A 21,121-nucleotide genomic window follows, 5' to 3' on the forward strand; every position below is an offset into this window, starting at 1 on the left:
GTTAGCCGCCGGGTTTGCATAAGAAAATTGTCCGCGGCGTCCGCTGCGGTTACGACCCGCCATCCTTAGGAAAGCCAGCCCGTGCCGACAGAAAACCCGCGTATCGCCCTTCTGGGCTTCGCCATCGAATGCAACCGTTTTTCCCCGGTCTCGACGGCGGCGGATTTCGCGGAGGATACCGACATCAGCGGCGAGGAGATCGTCCGCCAGTCACGCTCGGAGAATTCCATCACCCTGCCGGATCTTCCGGGCTTCTTCGCCGAGATGGACCGCACCGGCCCCTGGACGCCGGTGCCGCTGCGCGTCGCGCTGGCGCAGCCGGGCGGACCGGTCGATCAGGCCTATTTCGAGGAATTCATTGCCGACATCCTGGATGGGCTGCGCAAGGCCGGGCCGCTCGACGGCATCTTCATTTCCTCGCACGGTGCGGCGCTGGCGACCGGCAGCGACGATCCGGACGGCGATCTGTTCGAGGCGATCCGCAGCGTTGTCGGCCCGGACCTGCCGATTGCCGCCGTATTCGATCTGCACGCGAATATTTCACGCAAAATGATTGATAATGTGTCGGTTTTTGTTGGCTATCTTAAGAATCCGCACACCGATATCTATGACCGGGGCGTCGAGGCGGCGAAGCATCTGCGCGAGTTGCTGGCCGGCAGCAAAACCGCCATCGAGATGGTGAAGCTGCCGCTGGTGCCGCCTTCCATCGCGCTGCTGACCGCGCCGGGCAATCCCTATGGCGAGATGATCGCCTACGGCCAGGGTAAGGTCGGCGGTGACATCATGAATGTCTCGGTGATGGCCGGCTTCGCCTTCTCCGACTGTCCGAAGAACGGTTTCACGTCCGTGGTGACGGCGCGCAATGGCAATCGCGCGGCGGCGCGTGCGCTGGCGCTGGATATCGCGCAGAAGGTCTGGGCGATGAAGGAGCGCTTCAAGAAGCCGATGACCTCGCTGGAGGACGCGGTGGCACTGGCCGTCGCTGCCGGGGAGGGGAAGCGCGATCCGGTTCTGCTGGCCGATGTCGCCGACAATCCGGGCGGCGGCGGGCGCGGCAACACGATCTATATCCTGAAGGCGCTGGTCGAGGCGGGGGCGAAGGGCGCTGCGCTGGGTGTGTTCTTCGATCCGGCGCTGGCTGCCGAGGCGCACCGGCTGGGCAAGGGCACGCGCTTCACCGCCATCTTCAATTCCAGGGAGGACAACGAGTTCTCGCAGACCTTCACCGCCGAGGCGGAGGTGCTGGCGCTGGCGGATGGTCCCTTCGTCGGGCGGCGCGGCATGTATCAGGACATGGCCTGTGATCTTGGGCCGGCGGCGCTGCTGCAGGTCGGCGGCGTGCAGGTCGTGGTCATCACCAACCGCCAGCAATGCCTGGAGCCGATGCAGCTGGAGCTGTTCGGCGTCGATCTGTCGAAAGTGCGCTGCCTCGTGGTGAAGAGCCGGGGGCATTTCCGAGCCGGCTTCGACGAGTTCTTCACGCCCGACCGCATCTATGAGGTGGATTGCCCCGGCCTGACCTCGCCGGCACTCCACAACTTCAACTGGACCCGCCTGCCGCGCCCTGTCTATCCGCTGGACGAGCAGACCGTCTGGACCCCGCCCGCCGCCTGAGTCTGCCGCCTGAGGAGCCTTCCATGCGTCTGTTCTCCGCGACCATTGCCACCGAGACCAACACCTTTTCGCCGCTGCCGACCAGCCTGGATGCCTTCCGGGAGAGCGTCTGGCTGCGTCCGGGCGAGCATCCCGACGACACGCCGCGCATGTGCACCGCACCGCTGTTCGTTGCCCGCAAGCGCGCCAAGGCGGAGGGCTATACGCTGATCGAGGGCAGCTGCTTCGCCGCCAGCCCGGCCGGCACGGTGAACCGCGATGCCTATGAGTTCATGCGCGACGAGGTGCTGGACCAGCTGAAGGCGGCGCTGCCGCTGGACGGCGTGCTGTTCGGCCTGCATGGCGCGATGGTCGCCCACGGCTATGACGATGTGGAGGGCGATATTCTGGAGCGCGCCCGCGCCATCGTCGGGCCGGACTGCGTGATCGGCGTGGAGCTGGACCCGCACTGCCACCTGACGCTGAAGCGGATGAAGAACGCCGACATCGTCATCCTCTACAAGGAATTCCCGCATACCGACGTGCAGGACCGCGCGGAAGACCTGCTGGACTTGGTGCTGCGCACGATCCGCGGCGAGGTGAAGCCGGTCATGTCGGTCTATGACTGCCGGCAGATCAGCAGCTACCCAACGACACTGCCGCTGATGCGCGGCTTCGTGGACCGCATGTTCGCGCTGGAAGGCAAGGACGGCATCCTCTCGGTCTCCGCCGCGCACTGCTTCCCCTATGGCGACGTGCCGGAACTGTCGGGACGCATCCTGGTGGTGGCGGATGGGGACAAGGCGAAGGCCGATGCGCTGGCCACAAAGCTGGGCGAGGAGTTCGTCTCCATGCGCGGTAAGACCATGCCGGAATATCACTCGATTTCCTCCGGCGTGAGGCAGGGTATCGACTCCAATGTGGCACCTGTGGTCATGGCCGATCCGGCGGATAATGCCGGCGGCGGCGCGCCCTCCGACAATACCAGCATCTTGCGCGAGCTGATCGCGCAGGATGCGCAGGATGCCGCGGTCGGCCCGATCTGGGACCCGCTGGCCGTTCGGCTGTGCTTCGATGCCGGTCTGGGGGCGACCTTCCCCCTGCGCTTCGGCGGCAAGATCGGCCCGACCTCCGGCCAGCCCATCGATGCCATGGTGGAGGTCACGGCGCTGGCCCGCGACTGCCGGCAGAGCTTTGGCCCGACCACCGTGCCGCTGGGCGATTGTGCCGCTATCCGCATCGGCGGGGTGAAAGTGGTGCTGATCTCCAACCGTACCCAGGCGCTGGGGCTGGAGCTGTTCCGCAATGTCGGCATCGAGCCGACGGAGCAGAAAATCCTGCTGGTGAAGTCCACCAACCACTTCATGGCCGCCTTCGGGCCCATTGCCAAGAAGGTGCTCTACATCGAATCCGATGCGCCGCTCAGCCGCACCTATGAGAAGATTCCCTTCACCAAGGTGCAGCGCCCGATCTGGCCGCTCGACAAGGAGACCAGCCCAGGGTTGATTTTTTAATCCCCTGTCAGTGCCGGGCTTGACCCGGCAATCCAGGCGCGGTGGGTTGAGACGTCACAGGTAGGGCATCGCCCCTAGACCCTCGGGTCAAGCCCGAGGGTGACGAGGGAGTATGGGAAGCTCCTTGCATTCCAACATATCTCGTCATGGTCGGGCTTGACCCGACCATACAGCGGAAGGCGCAGCTTCAGAGCAGTAAGGGATACAGATCATTCCAGTCCGGATTGTCCGTTTCAATCAACTGCACCTTCCAGATCCGCAACCAGGTCTTCAGACGTTTCTCCCGACGGATCGCCTGCTCGGAGGTGGCGTGTTCCTCGAAATAGACGAGATGGTGGATTTTATAGCGTTTGGTGAAGCCGGGTACGGCCGCTTCGCGATGCTCGTGGATACGGCGGATGAGGTCGTTGGTCGTGCCGATATAGAGCGTGCCGCCCGGTTTGCTGGCGAGGATGTAGGTGTAATAGGGCATCCGTATACATCCTGCGGCAACGCCGGATGGATGGTCGGGTCAAGCCCGACCATGACGAAGTAACTGTTATGTTCGGAAGTGAGATTTACTAATTACAATATCTGCCCAAGATACGGTGTTGGTTCCGCAATATAATCTTTGCACACCAGGTTCAATGTATGCAGATCTGATGTTGAAGGCAGGATGTCTTTCCGGCTTTTTTCCAGCAGTGTTTAGATGTGCTGATATAATTTGAATTAAGCTCATTTTGGTGGTGGCGGCATTTAAGCAGCGTAATGTGCTAACAATTGCATCGCGGCTCATCCTGCGCCTTGGGGCATGTTCATGATAAAGACGCTCAATTTTACCTTCATTGTACTGCTCAACTACAAAACAAATTTCGCCTGCCTTTAGCTGTGGGCATGGCTTGTGCGGTTCATATGTCTTGTTTAGTCCGGCGTTCATGTGGATATGCTAATTAATTTTTGCTCTGTGGACTAGGAGAAGTTACGCCGTTGACCCCACCGGATTTTTGTCACCATACTTTACAAGATAAAGCTGCCCTAAGGCGGCGCTGATGAACAGAGGCGGGGTGAGGCGAATGGGACAATCAATTGAAATTGCCGTGAAAATGCCTCCACGCCGCTCCTTCGCCTTGAGAGGCTGAGGGCATGGCAGCGGTCACCGAGGGCGGCACTGGCACGGCCAGCGCCGCCGAGGCACCCGGTCTTCTCTCCCGCGCCCGCACGGCGATCCGGCGCAACCCCACCATCTTCATCGGCGGGAGCATCCTGCTGACCCTCATCGTGCTGGCGGTGATCGCGCCCTGGATCACCGGCGATCCGCTGAAGCTGAACCCCGCGCAGCGCCTGAAGCCGCCGTCGGAGCGCTGGTGGTTCGGCACCGACCAGTATGGTCGCGACGTCTATTCCCGCACCATCTATGGCGCCCGCGTCTCGCTGGTGGTGGGTCTGGCGGTCGCTGCCTTCGCCAGCGTAATCGGGCTGACGCTGGGGCTGCTGTGTGGCTATTTCCGCAAGGTGGATGCCATCGTCATGCGGATCATGGACGGCATCATGTCGATCCCCTCCATCCTGCTGGCGATCGCGCTGATCACCCTGACCCGTCCGGGCCTCGGCATCGTGCTGGTTGCCATCGTCATTCCCGAAGTGCCGCGCATCGTGCGACTGACACGCTCGGTCGTGCTGTCGATCCGCAGCCAGCCCTATATCGAGAGCGCGATATCGGGCGGTACGCGCGGGCCGAAGCTGCTGGTGAAGCACATATTGCCGAACACCATGGCGCCGCTGATCGTGCAGGCAACCTATGTCTGTGCCTCCGCCATGCTGGTGGAGGCGGGGCTGTCCTTCCTGGGCGCCGGTGTGCCGCCGGAAATCCCCAGCTGGGGCAACATCATCTCGCAGGGCCGCACCTTCTTCCAGATCGCGCCCTGGAGCATCCTGATCCCCGGCGCCTTCCTCACCCTCACCGTGCTGGCGGTGAACATGCTGGGCGACGGTCTGCGCGACCGGCTGGACCCGAGATTGTCGAGGCGCATGTGAGCATTCTGAAGGTCCGGGACCTCAAGACCCATTTCTTCACCCAGGATGGCGTGGTGCGGGCCGTCGATGGCGTGTCCTTCGAGGTGAGCCAGGGCGAGACGCTGGCCATCGTCGGCGAATCGGGCTGCGGCAAGTCGGTGACCTCGCTGTCGATCCTGCGGCTGATCCAGGCCGAGACCGGCCGCATCGTCGATGGCGCCATCGAATTCGAGGGGCGCGATCTCACCAAACTCTCCGAGGAGGAGATGCGGGCGATCCGCGGCCACGAAATCTCGATGATCTTCCAGGAGCCGATGACCAGCCTGAATCCGGTGCTGACCATCGGCACGCAGATTGCGGAGAATGTGGTGCGGCACCTGGGCGTGTCCTGGGAGCAGGGACTAGAGCGCGCGCGGGAGATGCTGGAGCTGGTCGGCATCGCCGATGCGAAGCGGCGGCTGAACGAATATCCGCATCAGCTTTCCGGCGGCATGCGCCAGCGCGTGATGATCGCCATCGCACTCTCCTGCAATCCGAAGGTGCTGATCGCCGACGAGCCGACCACCGCGCTGGATGTGACCATCCAGGCGCAGATCCTCGATCTGATGATCGAGCTGAAGCAGAAGATCGACGCCGCCATCATCCTGATCACCCACGATCTCGGCGTGGTCGCGGAAACCGCGCAGCGTGTCGTGGTCATGTATGCCGGCCGCAAGGTCGAGGAGGCAACAGTCGAGGAGCTGTTCGAGAACCCGCTGCACCCCTATACGCGCGGGCTGATGCGCGCCGTGCCGCGCCTCGATATCGATGCCGAGGCGGAAGGGCGCCGCGCCCGCCTGCAGGAGATTCCGGGCCTCGTGCCGGTGCTGACACAGCCGATCCCCGGTTGCGCCTTCGCGCCGCGCTGCGACTTCGCCACCGACCGCTGCCGCGCTGAACGGCCGCCGCTGGTCGAGAGCCGGCCGGGCCATGTCGCCGCCTGCTGGGAAACCGCCCGCGTGATGGAGAGTGCCGCATGAGCTCCGAACAGCCGAGCCTCGAAGTCCGCAACCTCGTGAAGCATTTCCCGATCCTCGGCGGGCTGTTGCAGCGCCAGGTCGGCGCGGTGCGTGCGGTGGATGGCGTGTCTTTCAGCCTGAAGCGCGGCGAGACGCTGGGCGTGGTCGGCGAATCCGGCTGCGGCAAATCCACCGTCGGCAAGACCGTGCTGAAGCTGCTGGAGCCGACCTCCGGTGAAATCCTGCTGGGCGGGACGGATGTGACGCATCTGAGCCAGGGGAAGATGTGGGAACACCGGCGGCGCATCCAGACCGTATTCCAGGACCCGTATTCCTCGATGAATCCGCGCCTGCGGGCCGGCACCATCGTCGGCGAACCGCTGGAGAATTACGGCATCGCGCGGGGCCGGGAGAAGGACGAGCGGGTGGCGCAGCTGTTCCAGCGCGTCGGGCTGCGGCCGGAGAACATGCGGAAATACACGCATGAATTTTCCGGTGGCCAGCGCCAGCGTCTCGGCATTGCCAAGGCGCTGTCGGTCAATCCCGATGTGATCGTGGCCGACGAGCCGGTCTCCGCGCTCGATGTCTCGGTGCAGGCGCAGGTGCTGAACCTGCTGATCGACCTGCAGGAGGAATACCGGCTTGCCTATCTGTTCATCAGCCATGATCTGGCCGTCATGCGCCATATCAGCCACCGCATCGCGGTGATGTATCTGGGGCGGGTGGTGGAGCTGACGGACAAGCGCACCTTGTTCACGCGCCCCTTGCATCCCTATACCGAGGCGCTGTTGTCGGCCGCGCCGATCCCTGACCCGAAGAAGAAGCGCGCCAGCCGGCTGATCCTGCAGGGCGATGTACCGAGCCCGGCCAAGCCGCCCAGCGGCTGCCATTTCCACACACGCTGCCCCTATGTCATCCCGGAATGCCGGCAGATCGATCCGGTGCTGATGGAGGTGGCGCCGGGCCAGCAGGTCGCCTGTATCCGCCGCCCGGTCGGCGCCGAACCCGTCCCGCTTACCCCCACCGTCTGATCCCCTTACTGAAAGACCGTTCCATGTCTGCCGAGTCGCTGTTGTCCCTGTCCGCCGTCGAACTGCGCCGCCGCATCGGCACGAAGGAGGTTTCCCCGGTCGAACTGCTGGAAGCCTGCATCGATCGTATCGAGGCGGTGAATCCGGCGGTGAACGCGATCTCCGCCAAGGGCTACAGGCGCGCGCGGGAGGAGGCAAAGGCCGCCGAGGCGGCGGTGCTGAAGGGCGGTGAGCTGGGTCCGCTGCACGGGCTGCCGCTGGGCGTGAAGGATCTGCAGGATACCGAGGGGCTGCTGACCACCCACGGTTCGCCGCTTTACCGCGACAATGTGCCGAAGAAGGACTCGGCGCAGATCGCGCTGGCCCGCAAGGGCGGCGCCATCGTCACCGCCAAGACCAACGTGCCGGAGTTTGGCGCCGGCGCCAATTCACGCAACCCGGTCTGGGGCGCCACCGGCAACCCGTTCAACCCGACCCTGAATGCCGGCGGCTCGTCCGGCGGCTCGGCGGCGGCGCTGGCCTGCGACATGCTGCCGATCTGCACCGGCTCTGACACAGGCGGTAGCTTGCGCATCCCCGCCGCGATCTGCGGTATCGTCGGCTTCCGCCCGTCACCGGGGCTGGTGCCGATGGATGGGCGCGGCCTCGGCTGGACGCCGATCTCGGTGCTGGGGCCGATGGGCCGCAATGTGGCCGATACCCGCCTGCTGTTCGCCAGCCAGGTCGGGGTGGATGACCGCGATCCGCTGTCCCAGCCGGTCGATCCGAAGGAGATTGCCGCCTATCGTCCGGTCGATCTGGGTACGCTCCGCGTCGCCTGGAGCGTCGATTTCGGCCAGTGCCCGGTCTCTTCCGAGATCAAGCAGGTGATGCGCGACCGCATGAAGGCGATGGGGCATCTGTTCAAAAGCTGCGACGAACTGACGTTCGATTTCGGCGAGGCGGACCGCTGCTTCGACGTCGTGCGCGGCCAGAGCTACCTCGCGCGTTATCACCATTCCTACAATAACGAGCGCGAGAAGCTGGGGCCGAACATCATCGCCAATTACGAGCTGGCGGCCTCCATGTCGCTGGCCGATGCGGCCTGGGCGCATACCGAGCAGACCAGCCTGTTCCGCCGCTTCCAGGCGCTCTATAGGGAGTACGACCTGATCCTGGCGCCGACCACGCCGGTTTCGCCCTTCCCCTGGACGCAGCTCTACCTGCAGGAACTCGAAGGCCAGAAGCTGCGTAACTACTATCACTGGCTGGCACTGACCTATTTCATCACGCTGACCACCAACCCGGCGATCTCGCTGCCCTGCGGCGTCGATGCGCAGGGCATGCCGTTCGGGCTGCAGGCCATCGGCCGCTTCCGCGGCGATCTGGAATTGCTGAACATCGCGCAGGGCATGGAGCAGGCTTTTGCCGGCATTCCGGGCCTCGGCCGGCCGAAGCCGGATATGGCCAAGCTGCGCGATCCCCGGCCGGAGCTGAAATCCATCGTCACCGCCCCGCCGGCGGAGAGTGCGTAAACACGATTGTCATGCCCGGGCTTGACCCGGGCATCCAGGGGCGGTGCCTAGCCTCTGACATCGAATAACGGGAAAAGCCGGTGCAGCCTGGATTGCCGGGTCAAGCCCGGCAATGACATGCGAGTAGGATGAATCGCCATGAACATCGAAAAGCTGAAGCGGGAGATCGCCCTCAACTATTCCACCCCGGCGGTGGTCATCGACCTCGACGTGGTGGAGCGCAACATCGCCCGCGTGCAGGCGCTGTGCGACAAGGCGGGGGTGGCCAACCGGCCGCACATCAAGACCCACAAGAGCCCGGTGTTGGCGGCACTGCAGCGCAAGGCCGGTGCTTCCGGCATCACCTGCCAGAAGCTGGGCGAGGCCGAGGTGATGGCCGATGGCGGGCAGGACGACATCTTCATCAGTTACAATTTGCTGGGCGAGGAGAAGATGGGCCGCCTCGCGAAGCTGATGCAGCGCGTGACCATGCGCGTCGCCGCTGATAACCCCATTGTGGTCGGCGATCTCGCCAAGGCTGCTGCACTGGCTGGCAGGCCGCTCGACGTGGTGGTGGAATGCGATACTGGGCGCAAGCGCTCCGGCGTCGAGAGCCCGGCAGACGCGATTGCCGTTGCCCGCGCCATCAAGGAGGCCGAGGGGCTGAACTTCGCCGGCTTCATGCTCTATCCGCCCGAGGATGCGATGGCGGAGACGCAGACCTTCCTCGATACCGCCACGGCAGGCGTGCGCGACATGGGGCTCGAGGTCACTGTGGTGTCCTCCGGCGGTACGCCGAACCTCGTCAATCTCGGCAAGATCAAGGGGGCGACGGAACATCGCGCCGGCACCTGCATCTTCAACGACCGGATGATGCTGGCCTGCAGTGCCGCCACGCTGGAGGATTGCGCGCTGACCGTCTATTCGACGGTGGTGAGCCGCGCGGCACCCGAGCGCGGTATCCTCGATGCCGGCTCCAAGACCCTGACCGTGGAGACCATGCCGGGGCTGGACGGGCACGGGCTGATCCTCGACCATCCGCAGGCGCGCATCCCGAAATTCTCGGAGGAGCATGGTTTCCTCGATCTGTCGGCCTGCAACGCGCGGCGGTGCGGGGGCGAGGGGGTGCGCATCGGGCCGAACCATGTCTGCGTCGTGTGCAACATGGTGGACCGCTATGTCACGGTTCGCGGGGACGAGATCGTGGGCGAGCTGCCGGTGGCCGCGCGCGGTCGGCTGAGCTGAGAAGAGGGAGCGGGCAATGCACGATCTGGTGCTGAAGGGCGGCCGGGTGATCGACCCGGCGCAGGGGCTGGACAAGGTCACCGATGTCGGCTTCACGGGCGGCAATGTGGCGGCCCTTGGCGACGGGCTGGAAGGCAAGGAGGTCCGCGACGTTTCCGGCAAGATCGTCACGCCGGGCCTGATCGATCTGCACACCCATGTCTATTACGGTGGCACTTCGCTGGGCGTCGATCCCGATTCCTACGCGCGGCAGGCCGGCTGTACCACGCTGATCGATGCCGGGTCGGCCGGGCCGGGCAATATCCTGGGCTTCCGCAAGCATGTGATCGAGCGGTCGGAAACCCGCATCGTGCCGCTGATCAACATCTCCTATCCCGGCATCTTCGCCTTCTCGCTGAATGTGATGTTCGGCGAGAACGAGAATCTACGGCTGATCTCTTCGCCGGAATGCCTGAAGGCGGCGCGTGAGCATGCCGATCTGGTGCGCGGCATCAAGGTGCGCGTCGGCCGCACCACCAGCGGACCGATGGCGATCGCGCCGCTCGACATGGCGCTGGAAGTGGCGGATCACGCCGGCCTGCCGGTGATGGTGCATCTCGATTCGCCGCCGCCCTACCGCAGCGAGGTCATGCCGCGGCTGCGCAAGGGCGATATCCTGACGCACTGCTTCCGGCCCTTCCCGAACAGCCCGGTCGCCGGCGACATGAACATCCATGACGATGTGCTGGAGGCACGCGAACGTGGCGTGATCTTCGATATCGGCCATGGCAAGGGCAGCTTCGGCTTCGAGACCGCGCTGACGATGCTGAAGCACGGCTTCCTGCCGGATGTGATCTCCAGCGACGTGCATGTGCTGTCGATTCAGGGACCGGCCTTCGACCAGCTCTCCACCATGTCGAAATTCATGGCCATCGGCGTGCCGCTGGTGGAGGTGATCCGCGCCAGCACGATCAACGCGGCAAAGGCGGTGAATCTCGACGATCGCGGCACGCTGAAGCCCGGCCTGCTGGGTGATGCGACGGTGCTGGAGGTCGAGGAGGGCAGCTTCGATTTCCGCGATTCGACCGGCGAGACGCACAAGGGAAAGCAGCATCTGCGCTGCGGCGGGATCGTGCTGAACGGGCGCTGGTGGTAGCGGGCGCGGGTGGTGAGGTCAGCGCACGCCCAGGAAGGACAGCAGCAGGGTCATCGTCGCCACCGACAGGGTTGTGGACAGGATGATCGCGGTTGCCGCCTGCGCATCGCCGGCATTGTAGCGCGCGCCGAACAGATAGACGTTCACGCCGACCGGTACCGAGGATACGATCACCGCGACATGCAGCCAAAGCGGCTCCAGATCGAAGATGAAGTGGCCGATCAGGAACACCATCAGCGGGTGCAGCCCCAGCTTCAGAACCGTCATCAGCGTCGCCTCGCCCAGCACCGCCCCGCCGATGCGGTAGCCGGCCAGCGACGCGCCCATGGCGAAGATGGCGCAGGGCAGGGCGGCTCGGCCCAGCGTCGCGGTCAGCTGATCCACCACCTTCGGCAGCTCGAAGCCGCTGAAATGCCAGGCCAGCCCCAGCAGCACGGCGACGATGATCGGGTTGCGCACCAGCCCGTTGGCGATGTTGCGCGGAATCTGCCACATCTCCTGCCGGTTGCCGCGCGAGCCCTCGATCAGGATGGTGATGACCGACATCAGCTGCCAGGAATGGAAAGCGATGATGAGGAACACCGGCAGCGCGCCTGCATCGCCATAGATCGTCAGGATCAGTGGAATGCCCAGCAGCACCGTGTTGCCGAAGGCGCCACCCATGCCGACGATGGAGGCGGTCGCGAAATCGCGCTTGAATACATATTTGCTGACCAGCAGGCCGGTTGCCCAGGCGATGTAGCCGCCGCCGAAATAGGCGATCAGGAAGCCCCATTCGACTTCCTCGGGGAAATCCTGCGTCGCCATGGCGCGGAACATCAGCGCCGGAATCGCGAAATTGAACACGAAGGTGCTGAGGCCCTTGGTGGCTCCCTCCGAGAACAGGCCGAATCGGGCGACGCCATAGCCCAGGAACACGATCCCGAAAACCGGGACGATGATATCGAGCAAGATCTCCATGAAGGGTCGCAATCCGGCTGCGGTTGGTTCGCTGCATCCTTCCGGCAGCTGTTCGTTTTGTCGAGGATCAATCACGCAGGGGAGGGTCGCAGGTGCAGGATCGGATAAACGCCTTCGTGCCGGGAACGTCGGTCAAGGTCGAAGGCAAGCCGGGCGGGCCGCTCTCCGGCCTCAGCTTCGCGGCGAAGGATCTGTTCGGGTCCTCCGACCGGCGGCGGCAACCATGACTGGGCGAAGAACTATCGCGTTCCGACGGCGCATGCCTGGACGGGTCAGGCGCTGCTGGATGCCGGCGCCACGCTGATCGGCAAGACGATCACCGATGAGGTCTCGCTCGGCATCTTCGGCGAGAGCGCCTATGACGGCACGCCGCTGAACAGTGCCGCACCCGACCGCGTGCCGGGCGGTTCCTCCTCCGGTTCCGCCGCCGCCGTGGCCGCCGGGTTGTGCGACACGGCGCTGGGGACCGATACCGGCGGCTCGGTGCGGGTGCCCTCCAGCTTCTGCGGGCTGTACGGCATCCGCCCGACGCATGGACGGGTCAGCGTCGAAGGGCTGATGCCGCAGGCGCCGAGTTCCGACACCGTCGGCTGGTTTGCCCGCGACGCCGCAACCTTCGCGCGGGTGTCCGCGGTCCTGCTGCAGGAGGCGATACCGGAAGCGCTGCCCACGAAGCTGCTGATCGCGACCGACGCCTTCGGATTCGCGGATGAGGCTGTCTCTGCCGCCCTGCGCCCGATGGTGGATAAGCTGGCCGGGCTTCTCGGCGCTTCCGAGGAGGTGCTGATGGCGCCGCCGGGCCTGTCGGTCTGGGGGCGGGCGCAGCGCGTGCTGCAGCCCTATGAGGCGTGGCAGACCTTCCAGCCTTGGCTGGAATCCGCGAATCCGCGCCTGGCCTTTACCGTCGCGCGTGGGCTGATCGCCGGCTCGCAGGTGACGCAGGAGGAACGCAACTGGGCCAATCTGATGCGGCAGGAGGTGCGCGGCCGGCTGCGCTATCTGCTGCCGGCGGGAACCATCCTGTGCCTGCCGACGACGCCGTTCCCGGCCCCCTTGCGCGGGCGCAGCGTGCCGGAACAGCAGAGTGACCGCGACCGCATCCTGTGCCTGTGCGCGCATGGCGGGCTGGCCGGCATGCCGCAGGTGAATTTGCCGGGCTCGATGGTGGACGGGCTGCCCATCGGCCTGTCGATCCTGGGCGGCCCCGGTACCGACGCGACCCTGATTGCCGTAGCGAAAGCGATGGAGGAAAAGCGATGACCGACATGACCCCGAACATTCCCGAGGTGTTGGCCGAAGTGACGGCCTTGTTCGAGCGTTACGAGAAGGCGCTGGCGGAGAAGGATGTCGATGTGCTGGACGACACCTTCTGGAATAGTCCGCTGACCATCCGCTACGCCATGCACGAAAACGGCTATGGCTTCGATGAAATCCACCAGCACCGGGTGCGCCGGCCAAAGGGACCGGGCATCAAGGAAAAGCGGCTGCGCCTGGAGATCATGACGCTGGGCCGCGACTTCGCCACCACCAATCTGGAATTCAAGATCCGCGACAAGGATCTGATCGGCCGCCAGAGCCAGACCTGGGTGCGCTTCCCCGATGTGGGCTGGAAGGTCGTCGCCGCCCATGTGTCCACCATGGACAAGGCGCCGCTCTGGTAGCTGGCCTACAGTCCGGCGTTAGCGCAGGGCCTGCAGCCAGCTCTGTGTCCTTGCCATGTCCGGGTCGCGGCCTTCCGCCGCGGTCCGGCAGATTTTCGCCACTTCGCGGTTCTTGAAGGCGCATTCGATGGCCAGTTCCTGCGCGCGCGCCTTTTCGCCCTTGCGCTGGTGGTGATGGATCAACGGCGGGTAGAGGGCCGCCGGGCGCTGGAATTCCTCCCAGGCGCTGGCAAGAATCCGGGCGGCGCTGTCCATGGAGCCAGCCTTGCGGTTCATCTTTTCCAGTTCGGTATAGACTGACAGCGGCACATAAGGGTCGTTCAGCGCCAGTTCAAGATTCTGCATCGCGCGGTCCCGGTGCCCCTGTTCCAGCCGCACCTTGTAGAAGGCATAGCGGGTCCAGGCGTGGTTCTTGTAGGGGCCGCTCACGGCACTGCGGGCTGCCTTCTCGGCGGCGGACAGCTCGCCCTTTGTCGCCAGGTCGAGCGCCTTGCTGGCATCCTTGTAGGCCTCCGCGAATTCCATGAATTCCCTCGACTTGCGCACCTGTTCGAGCGGCAGGGCGGTCATGGCCGGCGGAATCTCGTCGGCATATTCCCGGTCGAAATAATCGCGGATGGATGCCAGCCTGTCCGTCGCGCTGCGATGATCGGCGGAGGCGCGATCAAGCGCGGTGCCAAATTCCAGCGTCGCCGCCTGCAGCACATTACCCAGCGCAGCACCGATATTGCCCTGGTTGGTCTGCTGCTGGATTTCCTCTTCCAGCGCCTTCCTGGCTTCCTGATAGGGATCGGGCTTGCTGGCTTCGATGAGTTCCGCTTCCTCCATCTTCTGCATCAGCGTGAACATGCCATCATAATTGTAGCCAGCGGCAATCAGCAGATCGAGCCCGAGCAGGTCCGCCTCATCCTCATGTTCGCGCGTCCAGCTGGGGAACAGTCCTTTCGAGGTCGCCGCCATGGTGGCCTCCGCCACGATCAGGATACGCGCGGCCTTCGCCGCCATCTCGTTACCCTTGCCGACCTGCTGCGCGAGGCCTGAGGCAAGGCCCAGCATCAGTTCGGCCCCCGAGACGAGATTACCCTGGCGCTGCTCGAACCAGTCGAGATCGTGATGGCCGCGCAGCACATGGCTGATTTCATGGGCCAGCAGAGCAGCCAGCTCGTCCTCGCTGTCAGCCTGCAGGATGGAGGCCATCGGTATGGCGATGGTGCCATCCGGCAGGGCCTTGGCTTCGCCATAGCGCTCGCTGGCGGTGACATAGACCGTGATCGGCGCGCCGGTAATGGGGGAGGGTTCCAGCAGCCGCCGCGCGATGCCGGCAAGATAGGCGTCCAGCGCCGGCAGAACGACGATGCCGCGCTCATCCATGCGCAGCATGGTCAGGCCCGGAATTTCCTCGAATTCGGGCTGGATGGCATTTTTCGCTCCAATCTTTTCTTCGACGGAACTGACATCGTCCCCGCTGCCGCCGAAGCTGAAGCTGGACGGGGAGTCTGAGGATTTCTCCGCAGCTTCTCGCATCGCGGCTTCCAGCGGCGGGTTCCAGGCGCCGGGCGTCAGCGTATCGATCAAGCGCCCGTCAAACTCGTCCTTGGTGTCGGTACTGGGCAGGATTCGGTCCAAAAAGGCGTGCGCGGCGTTGACCGGCCAGAGCGTGCCCAGTGCCAGGACGGCCGCGAGGACAAGTATCAAGGGGTGGGGAGATGTCATCGCTGGCTCCTAGGGCTTGCATTTTTCGAGGTTACCGCGTGTCGAGGCATAGCTCGACACCTGATCGCGGCAGCGGACCTCGACCGTGATTTTTTCGTCGGTTTCGACCTGGTGCGGCGCCAGCCAGTAGGGCTTGCCGCCGATCTCCACTTTTAGCCGGTTGTTCGGCGCGACCTCCAGGATGGCGATGGGCGTTTTCACCTGTTCGCCGGGCAGGGACTCCACCCGTGGGCCGTCGGCGGCCCCGTAAAGGTTCAGCTTCTTCGACTTGACGGCAAGAACCTGGGTCGGCTCCGCCCTCGCCGGTGTTGCAACAAGATGCAGCGTAATCAAGCAGATGGCGGACAGGAGTGCGCGGGGAAAGAGCTTCATCGGTACCTCCTATGCAGATAGCCGGGAGCCGCCCCGGCGCGCCAGATAGCGCAGCAGGACAAGGCCACTCATGGCGGCCAGGCTCTTTGGCAGGTGGATGATTGTGCGGGCCGCCGTGGCGGTGAAGATGCCCCACAGGTTGATCGGGGCGAGTTTCAGCTGCTCGAAGGCGAACAGGGCGAGGGCGATCTTTGTAGCCCAGATTACGGCCAGACCGGCCAGGATGATCAGGGCGGTAAAGATCAGCCAACCGGCGGCGCCAAAAAGTACACGTCCGAAGCCCGCGCCGGACGGGAAGGAGAGCTGTGTTGCATCCAGTATCCTGAGGAAGATCGAGGTTAGAATCTGGATGATGATCAGGGTGACGATATTCATCACCAGGCTGTGGGTCAGCGGCCCGAACAGGGGGGTGCTGTCATGGCGGACATAGCGGCTGCCGTCCGCCCCGTCGCCATAGACCAGAAGATTATCCAGCGCCATCGCGTGCCAGAAGACACCGGGCAGGGGCTGATGCGCCGGCAGGGCAATCAGATCGTCCGCCATGGCGAAGCTGCTGCCAATAAGGACGTACTTATCCGCGAGATGCCGTTCGAGCACATCGCCGCCCTGCCTGTGCAGGTCGCCCGCGGCAAGCGTTACATGCGGCGGGCAGGTCTGGCGATAGGGCGAACCGCTGGCCTCATTCCTGGGGGCGATGCCGAGGAAGTCGAGGCCGGCCATCCCCAGAAAGGCGCCGATGACGCGCTGGGTACGGCTTTCCGGCAGGTCGCGGCAGGCAAAGATGCCCGCCCCCTGGCTGCTGCTGCCGCGCGGCGGCCAGACCACCGACATAAGCTGGTTCGTGTCATCATTGGCGATACAGCTTTCGGGCGCGGCGAGATTGAGCCTCCTGCCGCTGCGAAACAGGGCGCAGGCCGCCGACAGCCGGTCATTGCGGAAATCGTAGAGCGGATAATAGGCCGGGTTGTGCGTGACGCTGACCTCGGCGACGGACGGGCCGGGCAGATCGAAGATGATGGTGCGGTCTATGCCGTCCCGCTTTTCGCCGCCCGAGAGGAACAGCGGCACCGGTTCGTCATGATAGATGATGTAATCATGCAGCACCGATTGCAGCCGGTCATATCCCGGCGCCTCCCGGCGGCTCAGGAAGCCGACATCGACGAAAACCGCCTTCGGCTGGAAATCCAGGATCACCTCCAGCATGCGGGCATAGACGGAATAGGGTGGCGGCCAGACACCCATCTCCGGCGATTCCTCGGCGAAGGAGGCGAGATCCTGATCCGTCATCAGGATGACCGTGATGTCGTCGCGCGCCGTGTCGGGATAGTCGGGCCGGATGATCTGGTAGAAGAAGGCGTCCGATTCCAGCTGGGTTTTCTCGGTCAGCTCGAACGGGTCGAGCAACGCGACCAGCAGGGTCAGCAGGATGGCGGGCAGGGCCGTCAGCCCGATAAGATCGGCCCAGCGGATCACCGGCGTGCCGAAGGGATACCAGCGCAGCGTGAGAACCGGCCGCGTCAGCGCCTGCTTCAGCCGGCGCCGCGCCCGCAGCATCTTGCGCAATAGCCGCGGCCGACGGGGCGCCGGAGAGGGGGATTCTCCGGGTAGCGTAGGCGAAGCACCGCCATTCGAGGTTTCGCCCTTGGCCACTGTCACGCTCCGTCTGGCAAGCCATCCGCGTGCCAGCCGGCACAAGATAAGATTAGCCCATCTTTGGTTGTGAATTAACCATCAATACGCTTCAGGGTAAGATTTTTGGCCGTGCTTATTTGAGCAGCACAAAGAAGGCACCAAAGGGCGGCAGCTGTATCTGGCCATCCGCCACGTCGCCTTGCGGCAGGCCGTGGTTCAGCATCTCCTCCCGGACCGGTCCGGGAAGCGGCAGGGAGCGGGGGATGCCATCAAGGTTGAAGGCGGCGAGCAGCCTTTCCTCGCCCAGCGTCCGGGTGAAGGCCACTAGGTTTCGTTCCGTTGTCAGGAAGTCGATGCCGCCCAGGATCAGGGGTGCCTGGCCTTTTCGCCAGCGCAGGAAATTGCGGGTGAAGCTCAGCACCGAATCGGCGGTGGCCTCCTGCGCGCCGACGGAGCGGCGCAGATGCTCGTTCGGCACCGGCAGCCAGCCATCGACCGTGGAGAAGCCGGCATGCCGGTCATTATCATCCCAGGGCATCGGTGTGCGGCAGCCATCACGGCCGGGAAAATCCGGAAAGAAGTTCAGGCCGTAAGGGTCCTTGATCTGTTCATAGGGGACATCGGTCTCGGGCAGGCCCAGCTCCTCGCCCTGGTAGAGGAAGATCGTGCCGCGCAGGCAGGTCAGCATCGCGATCAGCAGTTTGCAATAGGCGTCGGGGGCATCGCGTCCGCCCCAGCGCGTGGCGACACGTGACACGTCATGGTTGCTGAACGCCCAGCTTGGCCAGCCATGCCGGCGGCTGTCATGGAACGGGAAGAAGGTCTCCGGCAGCAGTTGCGTGTCCAGCGTCTCGCCCAGTAGCGCGAAGGAATAGGCGGTGTGCAGCGGGCCACCCAGGCCAGCATATTCCTGCATCACCTTCAGGCTGTCGTCGGCGGCGATCTCAGCAATCAGGACGATATCGCCATATTCCTGTGTCACGTTGCGCAGATAGCGAAGAAAATCAAGAGCCTCCGGCTGGGTCTTGTCGTAGATATGAAGCTGCCGGTTATAAGGGTTGTTGGGCTTCACCCCGTCGGTCGGCGGTGCCTCCGGCGGGCGCGGCGGGTTGGCGCGCAGCAGTGGGTCATGCATCAGAAAGTTGCAGGCATCCAGCCGGAAACCGTCCACTCCACGTTCCAGCCAGAAACGGCATTCGGTGATCAGCGCCTCCTGCACCTCATGATTGTGCAGGTTCAGGTCGGGCTGCTCCGGCAGGAAATTATGCAGGTAATATTGTTCGCGGCGCGGCTCCCACGTCCAGGCCGGCCCACCGAACATCGACAGCCAGTTGTTCGGTGCGGTGCCATCAGGCCGGGGATCGGCCCATACATACCAGTCATCCTTGGGATTGCCGCGCGTGCGGCGGGATTCCTGAAACCAGCGATGCCGGATCGAGGTGTGGCTCAGAACCATGTCGATGATGACTTTCAGCCCGTGCCGGTGCGCGGCGGCCAGCAGCAGGTCGAAATCCTTCAGCGTGCCGAAGATCGGATCGACCTCCCGGTAATCCTCGATGTCATAGCCGAAATCGATCATGGGCGAGCGGTAGAAGGGGGATATCCAGATCGCATCGACACCAAGCTGGGCGACATAGGGAATGCGCCGCAGGATTCCGGGCAGGTCGCCAATGCCATCGGCGTTGCTGTCCTGGAAGCTTCTTGGATAAATCTGGTAAATAACGGCGCCACGCCACCAGTCGTTCATTAATCCTCCATAGAAAAATACAGCAATCGGCGTGCTGAATAATTAGATTATTCGGTAATCGATCTCAAAATATCCGCAATTAAAGTGTATATATTTTCATTCATTTATTTCGGTCTTTTCTCTATGGAACTCTTTCAGAAAGGGATGAAACCGTAGGGGGTGGAAATTAACGAGGTTTCCACTATAATCATGGCGACCATCCTATTCGATATCGACTTTCAATGCTGCGCGACAAGGGAGAGCGGCCGTGACCGCCAACGGTTCAGCCATGGATACACGAGCCATGGATACACGAGAAGGCGAGGCCGACAACAGGCTTATGGCGGAGGCCCCGTTGGACAAGGTCGCGGTGATCGGCGCCGGGGCCTGGGGCACGGCGCTGGCGATGACGGCGCACCGCGCCGGTCGGCGCGTGTCGCTGTGGGCGCGGGAGGCCGACGTCGTTGAGGCGGTCGCGAGGGACCGCCGCAATCCGTTCCTGCCGGATTATCCCATACCAGCGGAGATTGCCGTCAGCGGCGATCTGTCCGCCGTGGTCGCGCAGGCCGGGCTGGTAATCCTCGTCGTGCCGTCGCAGTTCCTGCGGGGCATGGCGCGCGCTGTCGAGGCGGTGCTGGCCGCCGGCGTGCCGGTGGTGATCTGCGCCAAGGGCATCGAGACCGACAGCGGCAAGCTGATGTCTGATATCGTAGCGGAGGAAATGCCGGGCCGGCCGCAGGCGGTCCTTTCCGGCCCCAGCTTCGCGTCGGAAGTGGCGGAAGGCCAGCCGACGGCGGTGACCGTCGCCTCGGAAGATGCCGCCGGCGGGGCCGACGCCGCGAGTACCAGCCTGGCGGCGAAGATATGCCTGGCGCTCGGTAATGAGAGTTTCCGCCCCTACATTTCCGACGATCCGGTCGGTGTCGAAGTTGGCGGTGCTGTGAAGAACGTGCTGGCCATTGCCTGCGGCATCGCCGATGGGCTGGGCATGGGCTCCAACCCGCGCGCCGCACTGATTACCCGTGGCCTGGCCGAGCTGAAGCGCCTGGCCGAGGCGCTGGGCGGACGGCGGGAGACGGTCACAGGGCTGGCCGGCATCGGCGATCTGACGCTGACCTGTTCCAGCACGCAGTCGCGCAACTTCTCCTTTGGCCGGGCGCTAGGGCAGGGGATGACCCCTGAAGAGGCGCTCGCCGGCAAGAAATCCGTCGCGGAGGGGGCCGTGAATGCGCGCTCCGTCACCCAGCTTGCCCGCCGGCTTGGCGTCGAGATGCCGATCTGCGAGGCGGTGAACGCCATCCTGCATGACGGGCTGTCGATCCGCGATGCGGTGCAGGCACTGCTGACCCGGCCGATCAAGGCGGAATCCCGCGAACTGGAACCGCATGTAATTCTGCCGCATCCCTCGGCGGCAAATGATCTTCAACCTAACGACATGGTGTAATGCAAAATCTCAACCTCATTCTGGCGACCGATCTTGACGGTACTTTTCTGGGCGGCAGCGACGAACAGCGCCGCGATCTCTACGAGCATCTGAATCAGCGCGACGACGCGCTGCTGATCTTCGTCACCGGCCGTGATCTCGACTTCATCCGCGGCCTCATCGCACAGCCGGGCATGCCTCGGCCGCACTACATCATCGGCGATGTCGGCACCACCATTGTGGATGGCCAGGATTTCGCGCCGCTGGCCGAGGTGCAGGACGAGATTGGCGAACGCTGGGGCGATGCCGGCGACCGGGTGCGCAAGATGCTGGCGGACGAGCCGGGGCTGGAACTGCAGCCCACACCGTTTCACCGCCGGGTCAGCTATTACTACCAGCCGGACAGCTTGCGTCCCGAAACACTGCGCAAGATCGAAGAGGCCGGCTTCGACTGGCTGTTGTCGGCGGAAACCTTCCTGGATGTGCTGCCGAAGGGCGTGGCCAAGGGGCCGACGCTGCTGCGCACCGTCGCGGCGCTGGGCCTGCCGCAGGACCGCGTGCTGGTCGCCGGTGATACGCTGAACGACCTGTCGCTGTTCGAGACAAAGCTGAAAGGGGTTGCCGTCGGCAATT

Annotated in this window: 20 protein-coding genes; 13 read left to right on the plus strand and 7 right to left on the minus strand. The window is 64.1% G+C overall.

The annotated features are described in order from the left end of the window. Window positions 1-81: 81 nt before the first annotated feature. Window positions 82-1,614, plus strand: a complete 1,533-nt coding sequence (locus MK313_RS06395; RefSeq protein WP_287780520.1) for a M81 family metallopeptidase — start codon at window positions 82-84, stop codon at window positions 1,612-1,614. A 23-nt stretch (window positions 1,615-1,637) separates the two neighbouring features. After that, window positions 1,638-3,107, plus strand: coding sequence for a M81 family metallopeptidase (locus MK313_RS06400; RefSeq protein ID WP_008945242.1), 1,470 nt, complete (start codon window positions 1,638-1,640; stop codon window positions 3,105-3,107). A 187-nt stretch (window positions 3,108-3,294) separates the two neighbouring features. Here MK313_RS06400 and MK313_RS06405 read toward each other — a convergent pair whose 3' ends face one another. Together MK313_RS06405 and MK313_RS06410 are read right to left on the minus strand one after the other, a co-directional pair. Beyond that, on the minus strand, window positions 3,295-3,579 hold the full coding sequence (locus tag MK313_RS06405) for a GIY-YIG nuclease family protein (RefSeq protein WP_008945241.1): 285 nt from the start codon (window positions 3,577-3,579) through the stop codon (window positions 3,295-3,297). Window positions 3,580-3,645: 66 nt separating this feature from the next. Further along, window positions 3,646-4,023 (minus strand): hypothetical protein, encoded by a 378-nt coding sequence (locus MK313_RS06410; protein ID WP_156816304.1) that lies wholly within the window; start codon window positions 4,021-4,023, stop codon window positions 3,646-3,648. A 206-nt stretch (window positions 4,024-4,229) separates the two neighbouring features. On the opposite strand from MK313_RS06410, the gene MK313_RS06415 reads away from it, so the two are divergent. The 6 genes from MK313_RS06415 to MK313_RS06440 all read left to right on the plus strand — a co-directional run bounded on the left by MK313_RS06415 (window position 4,230) and on the right by MK313_RS06440 (window position 11,001). Next, entirely contained in the window at window positions 4,230-5,120 is an 891-nt protein-coding gene (locus tag MK313_RS06415) for an ABC transporter permease (protein ID WP_008945240.1), read from the plus strand. Further along, window positions 5,117-6,118, plus strand: coding sequence for an ABC transporter ATP-binding protein (locus tag MK313_RS06420; protein WP_008945239.1), 1,002 nt, complete (start codon window positions 5,117-5,119; stop codon window positions 6,116-6,118). The genes MK313_RS06415 and MK313_RS06420 overlap by 4 nt, the downstream gene beginning before the upstream one ends. After that, the gene (locus MK313_RS06425) at window positions 6,115-7,128 is read left to right on the plus strand and encodes an ABC transporter ATP-binding protein (RefSeq protein ID WP_008945238.1); all 1,014 of its coding nucleotides are present in this window, start codon (window positions 6,115-6,117) and stop codon (window positions 7,126-7,128) included. Before MK313_RS06420 ends, MK313_RS06425 begins: the two co-directional genes overlap by 4 nt. A 23-nt stretch (window positions 7,129-7,151) precedes the next feature. Then, window positions 7,152-8,642, plus strand: coding sequence for an amidase (locus MK313_RS06430; protein WP_008945237.1), 1,491 nt, complete (start codon window positions 7,152-7,154; stop codon window positions 8,640-8,642). A gap of 138 nt (window positions 8,643-8,780) precedes the next feature. Next, the gene (locus MK313_RS06435; RefSeq protein ID WP_287780521.1) at window positions 8,781-9,866 is read left to right on the plus strand and encodes a D-TA family PLP-dependent enzyme; all 1,086 of its coding nucleotides are present in this window, start codon (window positions 8,781-8,783) and stop codon (window positions 9,864-9,866) included. A gap of 16 nt (window positions 9,867-9,882) precedes the next feature. Next, window positions 9,883-11,001 carry an amidohydrolase/deacetylase family metallohydrolase gene (locus MK313_RS06440; protein ID WP_287780522.1) on the plus strand — a complete coding sequence of 373 codons (1,119 nt, stop codon included), beginning with the start codon at window positions 9,883-9,885 and terminating at the stop codon, window positions 10,999-11,001. A gap of 18 nt (window positions 11,002-11,019) precedes the next feature. On the opposite strand, the gene MK313_RS06445 is transcribed toward MK313_RS06440, so the two are convergent. Continuing rightward, window positions 11,020-11,961, minus strand: coding sequence for an AEC family transporter (locus tag MK313_RS06445; protein WP_287780523.1), 942 nt, complete (start codon window positions 11,959-11,961; stop codon window positions 11,020-11,022). 92 nt (window positions 11,962-12,053) lie between these two features. Between MK313_RS06445 and MK313_RS06450 the strand changes: the two genes are divergently transcribed. From MK313_RS06450 to hpxZ, 3 genes are read left to right on the plus strand one after another with little or no spacing between them, the layout of a single operon-like run. Continuing rightward, on the plus strand, window positions 12,054-12,188 hold the full coding sequence (locus MK313_RS06450) for a hypothetical protein (protein ID WP_287780524.1): 135 nt from the start codon (window positions 12,054-12,056) through the stop codon (window positions 12,186-12,188). Beyond that, window positions 12,151-13,221 carry an amidase gene (locus MK313_RS06455; RefSeq protein ID WP_287780532.1) on the plus strand — a complete coding sequence of 357 codons (1,071 nt, stop codon included), beginning with the start codon at window positions 12,151-12,153 and terminating at the stop codon, window positions 13,219-13,221. The genes MK313_RS06450 and MK313_RS06455 overlap by 38 nt, the downstream gene beginning before the upstream one ends. Beyond that, entirely contained in the window at window positions 13,218-13,622 is a 405-nt protein-coding gene (gene hpxZ / locus MK313_RS06460) for an oxalurate catabolism protein HpxZ (protein WP_008944776.1), read from the plus strand. The genes MK313_RS06455 and hpxZ overlap by 4 nt, the downstream gene beginning before the upstream one ends. Window positions 13,623-13,640: 18 nt before the next feature. Here the strand turns inward: hpxZ and MK313_RS06465 are convergent, their stop codons facing one another. The 4 genes from MK313_RS06465 to MK313_RS06480 form a co-directional block, all read right to left on the minus strand. Beyond that, window positions 13,641-15,335, minus strand: coding sequence for a M48 family metallopeptidase (locus tag MK313_RS06465; RefSeq protein ID WP_287780525.1), 1,695 nt, complete (start codon window positions 15,333-15,335; stop codon window positions 13,641-13,643). Between the two features lie 9 nt (window positions 15,336-15,344). Next, window positions 15,345-15,707 (minus strand): hypothetical protein, encoded by a 363-nt coding sequence (locus MK313_RS06470; RefSeq protein WP_287780526.1) that lies wholly within the window; start codon window positions 15,705-15,707, stop codon window positions 15,345-15,347. 9 nt (window positions 15,708-15,716) lie between these two features. Next, window positions 15,717-17,261, minus strand: coding sequence for a CHASE2 domain-containing protein (locus MK313_RS06475; RefSeq protein WP_287780527.1), 1,545 nt, complete (start codon window positions 17,259-17,261; stop codon window positions 15,717-15,719). A 211-nt stretch (window positions 17,262-17,472) separates the two neighbouring features. After that, the gene (locus MK313_RS06480) at window positions 17,473-19,086 is read right to left on the minus strand and encodes an alpha-glucosidase (RefSeq protein WP_287780528.1); all 1,614 of its coding nucleotides are present in this window, start codon (window positions 19,084-19,086) and stop codon (window positions 17,473-17,475) included. Window positions 19,087-19,405: 319 nt separating this feature from the next. Between MK313_RS06480 and MK313_RS06485 the strand changes: the two genes are divergently transcribed. Next, complete coding sequence (locus tag MK313_RS06485) at window positions 19,406-20,509, plus strand: NAD(P)H-dependent glycerol-3-phosphate dehydrogenase (protein ID WP_416054111.1); 1,104 nt, start codon at window positions 19,406-19,408, stop codon at window positions 20,507-20,509. Further along, window positions 20,509-21,121 (plus strand): HAD-IIB family hydrolase (locus MK313_RS06490; protein WP_287780530.1); only part of this gene is annotated, 613 nt, incomplete at its 3' end. The genes MK313_RS06485 and MK313_RS06490, both read left to right, overlap by 1 nt.

It is taken from the genome of Oceanibaculum sp., assembly GCF_022449305.1.
Lineage (GTDB): Bacteria > Pseudomonadota > Alphaproteobacteria > Oceanibaculales > Oceanibaculaceae > Oceanibaculum > Oceanibaculum indicum.